Consider the following 10,035-nt stretch of genomic DNA (forward strand, 5'->3'; position numbering starts at 1 on the left):
TTGCGAAAGGGTGAACATGAAGGTTGAACAGGACAAGGTGGTGACCATCCGCTACACCCTCCAGGTGGAGGGGGAGGTCTTGGACCAGGGGGAGCTCTCCTACCTGCACGGGCACGGCAACCTGATCCGGGGCCTCGAGGAGGAGTTGGAAGGCCGGCAGGAAGGGGAAAGCTTCCAGGCCCACGTGCCCGCGGAAAAGGCCTACGGCCCCCACGACCCCGAAGGGGTCCAGGTGGTGCCGCTTTCCGCCTTCCCCGAGGACGCGGAGGTGGTGCCCGGGGCCCAGTTCTACGCCCAGGACATGGAGGGCAACCCCATGCCCCTCACCGTGGTGGAGGTCCAGGGGGAGGAGGTCACCATTGACTTCAACCACCCCTTGGCGGGCAAGGACCTGGACTTTGAGGTCCAGGTGGTGAAGGTGCGGGAGGCCACCCCCGAGGAAATCCTCCACGGCCACGTGCACGAGGGCGGGCACGCCCACTAGCCCCCCGGACCCAGGCCCCAAGGCCCCAGGCTTTGGGGCTTGACTTTTTTTTCTCCCCGTGGGATAGTGAAGAGTCCCTGGAAAGCCAGGTGGGTTTTCGGGATGAAGGAGAAGCATGAAGAAGGGTACCGTTAAGTGGTTCAACGCGGAAAAAGGCTACGGGTTCATCCAGCAGGAAGAGGGTCCGGACGTGTTCGTGCACTTCTCGGCCATTGAGGCCGATGGCTTCCGCACCCTCAACGAGGGGGAGCGGGTGGAGTTTGAGGTGGAGCCCGGCCGGGGCGGCAAGGGCCCCCAGGCCAAGAAGGTTCGCCGCATCTAAACCCCAGAGGGAAGGGGGGCCCCCCTCGGGGGGCCCTTTTCCTTTAGGCTTAGGGCATGCGCATTTTGGTCTCCAACGACGACGGCATCTTCTCCCCCGGCATCAAGGCCCTGGGCCTGGCCATGCGGGCCCTGGGCGAGGTGTACGTGGTGGCCCCCGACGTGGAGCAGTCCGCGGTGGGCCACGGCATCACCGTGCGCCGCCCCCTGCGCTTCAAGCACACGGCCGCCGCGGGGTTCGGGGAGATTCCCGCCTACCGGGTGGACGGTACCCCTGCGGACTGCGTGGTCCTGGGGGTGCACCTTCTGGGCCGGCCCGACCTGTTGGTCTCGGGCATCAACATCGGGGTCAACCTGGGCCTGGACCTCACCCACTCGGGCACGGTGGCCGCGGCCCTGGAGGGGGCCTCCTTGGGCATCCCTTCCATCGCCTTCAGCCTGGACACCTCGGGGGAGGAGCTGAACTTCGCCCTGGCCGCGGAGTGGGCGGTGCGCATCGCCCGCCTGGTGGCCGAGCGGGGCCTGCCCAAAGGGGTGCTCCTCAACGTGAACTTCCCCGCCGGGGTGCCCAGGGGGATCAAGGTCACCCGGCTTTCCACCCACCACTGGGAGGACACGGTGGTGGAGCGCCTGGACCCCGAGGGGCGGCCCTACTACTGGATCGCCGGCACCCCCGTGGGGGAGGAGGAGGAGGGGACGGACCTCTGGGCGGTGCGCCAGGGGTACATCTCCCTCACCCCGGTAAGCCTGGACTTCACCGCGGAGGGGTTCATGCCCCAGGTGGAGGCCTGGCTTCAGGAACTTTAGCCCCGGAGAAGCCTCACCGGCATCCCCTCCTTCAGGCCCAGGGCCTCCCGGGCGTTCCCCCGGTTGACGGCGATCTCCAGGAGCCCGGCGCTCCCCAGGTAGGCCACCGCCTCCCCCTCCGGGACCTCGCCAAAGGTGCGGCGGATGGGGATGCGCCTTCCCCCCACCTCCACCCACCCTCCCAGGGGGGCCTGGAGGAGGGTGGTGATGGCGTTGCCGAAGCGGTCAAAGGTGAGGATCTCCCCTTCCGGCCCCGGGGTCAGGGCCAGGGGGAGGCGGAGGAGGTCCTGGGGGGATAGCTCCGGCCCCAGGGCCTCGGGGGCCAGCCCCAGGGCCAGGTGGGCGGCGGCGGGGGCGAAGCGGTCGCGGCCGTGGAAGGTGTGGCTCCCCGGGGTCCAGCCCGGGAGCGGGTCTACGCCCTGGGGGAGGGGAGGGGGCACCTCCTGCAGGAGGAAGGCCCGCCTGGGAGGGTCCAGGCGCCAGGCCAGGGTGAAGAGGCCGTTGTCGGGGCCCACGTAGGCCCGCCTGCCCAGGGCGGCGATGGCCCGCCTGGGGGTGCCCACCCCGGGGTCCACCACGGCCAGGACCACCGCCCCCTCGGGCAGGTAGGGCAGGGCCTCAAAGAGGGCGAAGGCCGCCCGGCGCAGGTCCTGGGGGGGCAGGGCGTGGGCCAGGTCCACCACCTTTACCCCGGGGGCCCTTTGCTCCAGGACCGCCTTCACCACCCCCACGTAGGGGTCCTCGAGGCCAAAGTCAGAGAGGAAGTAGACCGAACGCATCAGAAGCGCCGCATCCAGGCGGGGGGCAGGAGGGCCAGGACCACCCCCGCCACCACCCAGCCCAAGGCCACCCCCAAGACGCTCCCCGCCCGCTCCTTGGCCCAGAGGAGGAGGGCCCCCAGAAGGAGGAGGAGGGGCGTGGGGCCGGGTACCGCCAGGGCGAAGAGGAGGACGGCCAGGTAGGGGGCCAGGTCCCGGTAGCGCTCCCGCAGGACCCAGGGCACCAGGCCGCGGAAGAAGGGCTCCATGAGGGCCAGGCCCAGGAAGGTGAGGAGGTGGAGGGCGAGGCCAGGAAGCCCCAGGGGGGTGCGGACCAGCCCGTAGAGGAAGAGGAGGAGGACCAACACCGGCCCCACCCAGAACCCCTCCACCCAACTCCCCCAGGGGCCCAGGAGGGTGGGGAGGCGCTTCCTTTGCGTGAGGAGGAGGCCCAGGAAGAGGAGGAGGCCGTAGACCAGGTAGAAGCTGGGCAGGACCACCCCCTGCTGGTGGGGGGTGAGGAGGGCCAGGGCGTTGGCGAAGAGGAGCCTACCCAAGAGGGCGGCGAAGGCCAGAGCCAGAAGGAGGGCCACAAGCCCCATCAGGTAGAGCCGGCCGGGCCCCGGCAGGGGGTCCTCCACCACCTCCAGGGTGCGCAGGGGTTCAATGCGGCTTTCTCCCAGGAGGACCAGCACCAGGAAGGCGAAGAGGACCAGAAGCCAGGGCCAGGCCCAGGCGAGAAAGCGGGCGGGGAGGTTCTCCAGGGTGGCGAGCTGGGCCAAGGCCGCCTGCCCCCGGGAAAGGTCCCCCTGGCCAAGGTAAGCCAGGGCCAGGGTGGAAAGGGCCTTGGCCTGGAGCTCGGGCGCCCCAAAGAGGCGGGGCAGGAGGCGCTCCAGGTGGAGGGTGGCCTCCTGGGGCCTCCCCACCAGGAAGAGGAGGTAGCCCCGCTCCACCTCCTCGGCCAAGGAGGTGCCCAGGGCTCCAAGCCCCTCCTGGGGCTGGCCTAGGGCCAGGTGGAGCCGGGCCAGGAGGAGGCGGGCCTCTGGGGTGGAGGGGAGGCCCTGGGCGGTGTTCAGGGCTTCCTCGTACCGGCCGAGCCGCTCCAGGGCCAGGGCCTGCAGGAGCCGGGCCTCGGGCTCCTGGGGTAGGGGGAGGGTGAGGACCTGGGCGGGCTTGTTCTGGAGGAGGAGAAGGCGGGCCTTGAGCAGCTGGCCCTCGAGGTCCTCCCCCAGGCGCTCCAGGTAGGCCTGGGCCTGGCCCAGGTCCCCCCTTTCCAGGGCGATGCGGGCCAGGAGGCGGAGGCTTGGGCGGTGCTCGGGGTCGCTCACCAGGGCCAGCTCACAGGTGGCCTGGGCGCTCTCCAGGGCCCCTTGCCCATAGAGCCTTTGGCAGCGGGCAAAATACTCCTCGGCCCCCTGGGCCACGGCGAGGCCCAGGAGCGCCAATAACCCCCATATAAGCCTCATGGCTTCCAGTTTACGCCCCCTGGCCCTTGTACCGGGTATAATCCCCGCGGGTGAAACCCATGAAGCGTTGGATATCCCTTCTTGCGGCGTTGGCGTTGGCCCTGAGCCTGGCCCAGGCCCCCCAGGTGGCGGCCCTGGTGGACGCGGGGCGGTTCCAGGAGGCCTACGAGGCGGGCCTTAAGCTCGGCACCCCCGAGGCCTTGGCCCTGGCGGCCAAGGGGGCCAGCTTCTTCGCCCTCTACCAGGCCAAGCCCGAGGAGAAGCGGACCTGGTTTGAGCGGGCGGAGAAGGCGGCCTCCCAGGCCATCGCCAAGGACCCCAACTACGCCGAGGGCTACTTTGAGCGGGCCCGGGCCCTGGGGCGGCTTTCCCAGTTCAAGGGGATCCTCGAGGCTCTGGCCGAAGGTCTGGCCCCCCGGATCCGCTCCGACCTGGAGAAGACCCTGAAGCTGGACCCCAACCACGCCGGGGCCATGGTGGCCCTGGCCCTCTGGCACTTTGAGCTGGTGCAGAAGGGCTGGTTGGTGGCCACCACCCAGGGGGCGGATGGCGCCCGGGTGGAGCCCCTGATGAAAAAGGCCATAGAGCTGGAGCCCGAGGGCATCATCCACCGGGTGGAGTACGCCAAGGTCCTGGCGGCCTGGGGCAAGAAGGAGGAGGCCAGGAAGCAGCTGGAGACGGCCCTTGCCCTCCCCGCCAAGACCGCGGCCGACCGCTACGACCAGGAAAGGGCCCGGCAGGAGCTGGCCAGGCTGAAGTGAAGGGCGGCCTTTGGGGGGCCGGGAAACCCCGGCCCCCGGTTTGCTTCAGCGGGGGGTGGGCAGCCTAAGCCCCAGCCGCCGGCCAAAAACCCGCAGGAGGACCGTGGTCAGGGTGCCGGCGAAGAGGGCCACTTCAGGGTGGAGGCCGTAAAGGCCATAGACCACCAGGGCCCCCACCAGGGCGGCGGAGGCGTAAAGGTCCCCTGCCCGGTAGAGGATGCCCGGCACCTCCCCCGAGAGCACGTCCCGCAACACCCCGCCCCCCACCCCGGAGAGGATGCCCGCCAGGGCCACGCCAAAGGGCCCAAGCCCCGCCTCTAGTCCCCGCTCCGCCCCCAGGGCGGCGAAGAGCCCCAGGCCCAGGGTGTCCAGGTAGTAGATGGGCCTTTCCAGAGCCTGCACCCGGGGGTGGAAGCGGAAGACCAGGAGCCCGGTGAGCACCACGCTCCAAAGGAGGGGCTCGTTCCCCAGGGCGTTGGGGGGCAAGGTGCCCACCAGCACATCCCGGATGGACCCCCCGCCCACCGCGGTCACCGTGGCCAGGACCAGGACCCCCAGGAGGTCAAACCCCTTCTCCACCCCCTTGAGGGCTCCGGTGGCGGCGAAGACCAGGGTGCCCAGCCAGACCAGGACCTCAACCATCCAGAAGCACCACCGCCCGGGCCTGCACGTGCCCTTCCGCCAACCCCTCAGAGGTTTTGAAGCTTAGGCCCACCCGGTCGGGGGGGAGGCCCAGGAGCCGGGCCAGGTTTTCCACCAGGGTGTGGCGGTGGGGGGAGAGCTTGGGCCGGTCCAGGGTGATGACCAGGCTGGCCTGCCGTAGCCTTCCCCCCAGTTCCCCCACCCGGCGCAGGGCCTCCTTCAGGAAGACCTCGCTCCGCACCCCCTGCCAGCGGGGGTCGGTGTCGGGGAAGAGAAGGCCGATGTCCCCCAGGCCGTAGGCGGAAAGGAGGGCGTCGGTGAGGGCGTGCAGGGGGGCGTCCCCGTCGGAGTGGGCCTGGGCCCCCCGGGGGCTTGGGATCTCCAGGCCGCAAAGGTAGAGGGGCACCCCTTCCACAAGCCGGTGGCTGTCCTCCCCATAACCCAGGCGCATGGCTATACTCTAGGGCATGCCGAGCTTTGCCGAGGCCCTGGCCCTCATGGAGGCCTGGACGGAGGGCGAGTCCTTGAGGCGGCACATGCGGGCGGTGGAGGTGGCCATGCGGGCCTACGCCCGCCGCTTTGGGGAGAACGAGGAGCTTTGGGCCATGGCCGGGGTGCTCCACGACATGGACTACGAGAAGTACCCCGAGGCCCACCCCTACCGGGGGGTGGAGGAGCTCCGCCGCCTGGGGTATCCCGAGGAGGTGCTGGAGGCCATCCTGGGCCACGCCAGCTATACCGGCGTGCCCCGGCGAAGCCTCATGGCCAAGGCGCTTTTCGCCGTGGACGAGCTCACCGGCCTCATCGCTGCCGCGGTGTACGTGCGCCCGGACCGCTCCATCCTGGGGCTGGAGCTCCCCAGCCTCAAGAAAAAGTTCAAGGACAAGGCCTTCGCCAAGGGGGTGAACCGGGAGGAGATCCGCCAGGGGGCAGAGGACCTGGGCCTTTCCCTGGACGAGCACATGGCCTTTGTCCTCGAGGCCATGAAGGCCAGCGCCCACCTCCTGGGCCTGAAGTAGTTGCCCCAAGGCCCTTCCCCCGCTAGGGTGGGAGGCGTGGAGTTGCCCGACCTCACCCCCTACTTGGGGCAGATGACCTTTGGCGGCCTAGCCGGCTACGCGGTGGGCTACGCCCTGAAGAAGGTGGGCCGCCTTCTGGCCCTTGCCCTGGGCCTCCTCTTCGTGGCCCTGCAACTTCTGGCCCAGGCGGGCTACGTGGAGGTGGACTGGACCCGCATCCAAAAGGACGTGGAGCCCCTCCTGCAACAGCCCGGCCTGCAAAGTCTCTGGGAGAGGCTTCTTAAGACCCTCACCTACAACCTTCCCTTCGGGGCCAGCTTCGTGGGTGGGCTCCTCCTGGGCCTCCGCGCGGGCTAGCCCTTCACCGCCCCCGCGGTGAGCCCGGCCACGATGCGTTGCTGGAAGATGAGGACCAGGATCACCAGGGGCACCGTGACCACCACGCTGGCGGCCATGATGGACCCCCAGGGAATTTCAAAGGGCGTGGCCCCGCCGAAGCTGGCGATGGCGGGGGGTACGGTCTTCACCGCATCCCCCACGGTGAAGGTGAGGGCGAAGAGGTATTCGTTCCAGGCGGCGATGAAGGCCAGAAGCCCGGTGGTCACCAGCCCTGGGCCCGTGAGGGGGAGCATCACCTTAAGAAGGGTCTGCAGGGGGGTGGCCCCGTCCACGTAGGCTGCCTCCTCCAGCTCCCGGGGTAGCCCCCGGAAATAGCCCACCAGGACCCACACCGTGAAGGGCAGGGTGAAGAGGAGGTAGGAGAGGATGAGGCCCAGGTGGGTGTTGAAAAGCCCCGTCTGCCGCAGGAGCATGAAAAGCCCTCCCAGGACGGAGATCTGGGGGAACATGGTCATGGCCAGGACCAGGTAGAGCACGGCGTTTTTGGGGGGGAAGGGCAGCCTTCCCAGGGCATAGGCCGCCAGGACCCCCAGAACCAGGGAGAGCAGGGTGGCCCCCCCGGCCACCAGGAGGGAGTTCAGAAGGTTGCGGCCGAAGTTGGCCTGAAGGAAGACGTTCTTGTAGTGGTCAAGGGTGAAGGGCAGGGGGAGGAAGCTGGGGTCGGCGGCGAAAAGGGCGTCGGAGGGCTTGAAGCTGGAGATCACCGCCCAGTAGAAGGGAAACACGCTGTAGACCACCACGAAGACCACCAGGAGGTAGAAGAGGGCGCGGTTTAGGGTGCGGGTGAGGGCCTTCATTTCAGAGCCTCCCTGCCGAGGGTGCGCATGTAGAGCACCACGAAGGCGAAGATGAGCACCAGGATGGCCACGCTGATGGCCGAACCATAGCCCAGGTCCTGGAAGTCAATGAGGGTCTGGCGGTTGTAAACGGCAAGCGTCCGGGTACTGGGGTTCACCCCGCTCATCACGAAGATCACGTCAAAGACCCGTAGGGCATCCAGGGTGCGGAAGATGAGGGCCACCACCAGGGCGGGGGTAAGGAGGGGGAGGGTGATGGTCCAGAACTGCTGCCAGCGGGTGGCCCCGTCAATGCTGGCCGCCTCGTAGAGCTCCTCGGGGATGAGCTGGAGCCCCGCCAGGAGCAGAAGGGCCATGAAGGGGGTGGTCTTCCACACGTCCACGGCGATGATGGCGGGCAGGATGAGCTCAGGCCGGGCCAGAAAGGCCACCTTCTGCGAGAGGAGGCCGAGCTTCACCCCGATGACGTTGATAACCCCATAGACGTCGTGGAGCATCCACTGCCACATCTTGGCGGAGACCACCGTGGGGATGGCCCAGGGGATGAGGATAGCGGTGCGCACCAGGCCCCGGCCCCGGAAGTTGGAGTGGATCACCAGGGCAATGGCCAGGCCCAGAACCGTCTCCAGGCTCACCGAGACCACGGTGAACTTCAGGGTGTTCCACAGGGCCTGGCGGAAGTCGGGGTCCTGGAGGAGGTAGAGGTAGTTGCTGAAGCCTTGGAACTCCGGGGGCTCCACGAAGGCGATGTCGGCCTTGAAAAAGGACCAGTAGAAGACCTGGGCCAGGGGGTACCCGGCCACCAGGGCCACCACCAGGAGGGTGGGGAAGACCAGGAGCCAGGCCAGGCGTGCCTGCCTTTGGGTGAGCATGTCCTTAAGGATACGCCCGGGGGGCTCAGAGCCCCCCGGGCAGGGGCAGGTTCAGCGCAGGATGCGGGCGAGGCGGCCCTCGAGGTCGCGCACCGCCGCTTCCCCGGTCTTGCGTCCGGTGAGGACGCTGTGCACCTCGGTCCAGATGGCCTCGGAAACCTGGTTGTACTTGGCCCCGGCCACGTCGGAGGGGCGGGAGACGGCGTTTTGGAAGACGGGAAGGAGGTCGCGGAACCAGGGGTTCTTGGCCAGGACGTCCCGGTCGGTGTAGAGGGCAGGACGGGTGGGAAGCCGGGAAAGGCGCACGGCGTTGTCCTTCTGCACCTCGTAGGAGGCCAGGTACTTCACCAGGCTGGCGGCCTCCTTGGGATAGCGGCTGTAGGCGGAGACCATGAGCTGCCAGCCGCCCAGGGTGGCGGCGTTGGGGGCATCGGCCCCGCCCTTGGGGAGCACGGTGACGGCGAACTTGCCGCGGATGGGGCTACCCTCCGCCTGGCCCAGGGCGTAGGCGTAGGGCCAGTTGCGCATGAAGAGGCTGTTCCCCTGTTGCCAGACGTTGCGGGCCTCCTCTTCGGCGTAGCTGGTCACCCCTTGGGGGGCGATGGTGCCCACGAAGCGGCGCACGGTGTTCAGGGCCAGGGCGGCGCGGCCGTTGTTGATGCTGATGGTGCCGTCGGGCTCCACGATGCGCCCGCCCTTGTGGGAGTAGATCCACTCCAAGGCGTCGCAAGTGAGCCCCTCGTAGGCCTTGCCCTGGAAGACGAAGCCCCAGAAGTCGCGGTTGCCCCCCTTGCGCTCCCCTTCCATCACCTTTTGGGCCATCTGCTCCAGCTCGGCCCAGGTGCGGGGCGGGTTCTTGAACCCGTACTTTTCCAGGAGGTCCTTGCGGTAGTAGAGGATGCCGGCGTCGGTGAAGAAGGGCAGGGAGGTGAGCTTCCCCCGGATGGTGTTGTTCTGGACGATACGGGGGAAGAACTCCCGAAGTTCCGCCTCCGTGAGGTAAGGCTTCAGGTCCAGGGCGTGGGGCGCCACGATGCCCGGCCAGATGACGTCAATCATGTAGACGTCCACGTCCGGGCTCCTGGCCGCCCAGTACTGCTGGTAGAGGGCGAGGCGGTCGTTGGTGTCCGCGGGGGAGTCAATGTACTCCACCCGGGTGCCCGTGCGCCTGCCCCAGGCCTCCACCATCTCCTTCATCCAGCGGCCGCCTTCCCCCACGGCGGTGGAATCCCCGGCCACGCGGATGATGGGGCCTGCCTGGGCCCGCACCAGGGAAGGCCCCAGGACCAGGCTGGTGGCCAGACCCACCCCTGCCTTCTTAAGAAACTCCCTACGCCTCATATGAAACCTCCTATGGAAGCTTTTCCAGCGTGGATTCTACCGCGTCCTTTCTCGCCCGTCAACCGCCCTAGGGCTTGCCTTGCAAAGGTCAGGAGGACGGGTGTATATCTCTCTCCTGATGGGCAAGCGAGGCTTCCTTCGCAGGGAGGCAAGCCCCAAGGAGGTCTTGGAACACTGCCTGCGCCTGGCCCGGGAGGNGGCCCCTCCCNCCCCCAAAGGCAAGCGGGGCCGCCCCTGGCGCTACAGCCACGCCCTTTACCTGGCCCTCCTTCTCTTCCGCGCCTTCTTCCACCTCACCTACCGCGAGACGGAGGCCTCACTCCAGGACCTGATGGAAGGCCCCTTCCCTTCCCACCAGTCCCTGGCCC

The 10,035-nt window shown here is 68.5% G+C and carries 13 protein-coding genes; 6 read left to right on the forward strand and 7 right to left on the reverse strand.

All coding sequences use genetic code 11. The annotated features are described in order from the left end of the window. Nucleotides 1-16 precede the first annotated feature (16 nt). The 3 genes from B128_RS0103045 (at nt 17) to surE (ending at nt 1,612) form a co-directional block, all read left to right on the forward strand. Nucleotides 17-484 (forward strand): FKBP-type peptidyl-prolyl cis-trans isomerase, encoded by a 468-nt coding sequence (locus tag B128_RS0103045; RefSeq protein ID WP_018110811.1) that lies wholly within the window; start codon nt 17-19, stop codon nt 482-484. Between the two features lie 115 nt (nt 485-599). After that, nucleotides 600-806, forward strand: coding sequence for a cold-shock protein (locus B128_RS0103050; protein ID WP_018110812.1), 207 nt, complete (start codon nt 600-602; stop codon nt 804-806). A 56-nt stretch (nt 807-862) separates the two neighbouring features. Next, nucleotides 863-1,612 (forward strand): 5'/3'-nucleotidase SurE, encoded by a 750-nt coding sequence (gene surE, locus B128_RS0103055; RefSeq protein ID WP_018110813.1) that lies wholly within the window; start codon nt 863-865, stop codon nt 1,610-1,612. Here the strand turns inward: surE and B128_RS0103060 are convergent. Together B128_RS0103060 and B128_RS0103065 are read right to left on the reverse strand one after the other, a co-directional pair. Beyond that, nucleotides 1,609-2,391, reverse strand: a complete 783-nt coding sequence (locus B128_RS0103060; protein WP_018110814.1) for an SAM hydrolase/SAM-dependent halogenase family protein — start codon at nt 2,389-2,391, stop codon at nt 1,609-1,611. The two genes, surE and B128_RS0103060, sit on opposite strands and share 4 nt — an antisense overlap. Beyond that, nucleotides 2,391-3,836: a CDC27 family protein gene (locus B128_RS0103065; RefSeq protein ID WP_026174978.1), complete on the reverse strand. Its 1,446-nt coding sequence runs from the start codon at nt 3,834-3,836 to the stop codon at nt 2,391-2,393. Before B128_RS0103065 ends, B128_RS0103060 begins: the two co-directional genes overlap by 1 nt. 59 nt (nt 3,837-3,895) lie before the next feature. Between B128_RS0103065 and B128_RS0103070 the strand changes: the two genes are divergently transcribed. Next, nucleotides 3,896-4,597 (forward strand): tetratricopeptide repeat protein, encoded by a 702-nt coding sequence (locus B128_RS0103070; RefSeq protein ID WP_026174979.1) that lies wholly within the window; start codon nt 3,896-3,898, stop codon nt 4,595-4,597. Nucleotides 4,598-4,642: 45 nt separating this feature from the next. Here B128_RS0103070 and B128_RS0103075 read toward each other — a convergent pair whose 3' ends face one another. After that, a complete protein-coding gene (locus B128_RS0103075) occupies nt 4,643-5,239 on the reverse strand; it encodes a trimeric intracellular cation channel family protein (RefSeq protein WP_018110817.1) in 597 nt (198 codons plus the stop codon). Then, nucleotides 5,232-5,690: a 2-C-methyl-D-erythritol 2,4-cyclodiphosphate synthase gene (gene ispF, locus B128_RS0103080; RefSeq protein WP_018110818.1), complete on the reverse strand. Its 459-nt coding sequence runs from the start codon at nt 5,688-5,690 to the stop codon at nt 5,232-5,234. Before ispF ends, B128_RS0103075 begins: the two co-directional genes overlap by 8 nt. A 16-nt stretch (nt 5,691-5,706) precedes the next feature. Here ispF and B128_RS0103085 point away from each other — a divergent pair, with 16 nt between their 5' ends. Beyond that, nucleotides 5,707-6,258, forward strand: a complete 552-nt coding sequence (locus tag B128_RS0103085) for an HD domain-containing protein (protein WP_018110819.1) — start codon at nt 5,707-5,709, stop codon at nt 6,256-6,258. A 36-nt stretch (nt 6,259-6,294) separates the two neighbouring features. Then, nucleotides 6,295-6,615 (forward strand): FUN14 domain-containing protein, encoded by a 321-nt coding sequence (locus tag B128_RS0103090; protein ID WP_026174981.1) that lies wholly within the window; start codon nt 6,295-6,297, stop codon nt 6,613-6,615. Here B128_RS0103090 and B128_RS0103095 read toward each other — a convergent pair. The 3 genes from B128_RS0103095 to B128_RS0103105 are packed head-to-tail and all read right to left on the reverse strand — an operon-like array spanning nt 6,612 to nt 9,667. Further along, nucleotides 6,612-7,454: a carbohydrate ABC transporter permease gene (locus B128_RS0103095; protein ID WP_018110821.1), complete on the reverse strand. Its 843-nt coding sequence runs from the start codon at nt 7,452-7,454 to the stop codon at nt 6,612-6,614. The two genes, B128_RS0103090 and B128_RS0103095, sit on opposite strands and share 4 nt — an antisense overlap. After that, on the reverse strand, nt 7,451-8,326 hold the full coding sequence (locus B128_RS0103100; RefSeq protein WP_018110822.1) for a carbohydrate ABC transporter permease: 876 nt from the start codon (nt 8,324-8,326) through the stop codon (nt 7,451-7,453). Before B128_RS0103100 ends, B128_RS0103095 begins: the two co-directional genes overlap by 4 nt. Before the next feature lie 51 nt (nt 8,327-8,377). After that, nucleotides 8,378-9,667, reverse strand: coding sequence for an ABC transporter substrate-binding protein (locus B128_RS0103105; protein WP_018110823.1), 1,290 nt, complete (start codon nt 9,665-9,667; stop codon nt 8,378-8,380). Between the last annotated feature and the right edge of the window lie 368 nt (nt 9,668-10,035).

This window comes from Thermus igniterrae ATCC 700962 (assembly GCF_000376265.1).
Classification (GTDB): domain Bacteria; phylum Deinococcota; class Deinococci; order Deinococcales; family Thermaceae; genus Thermus; species Thermus igniterrae.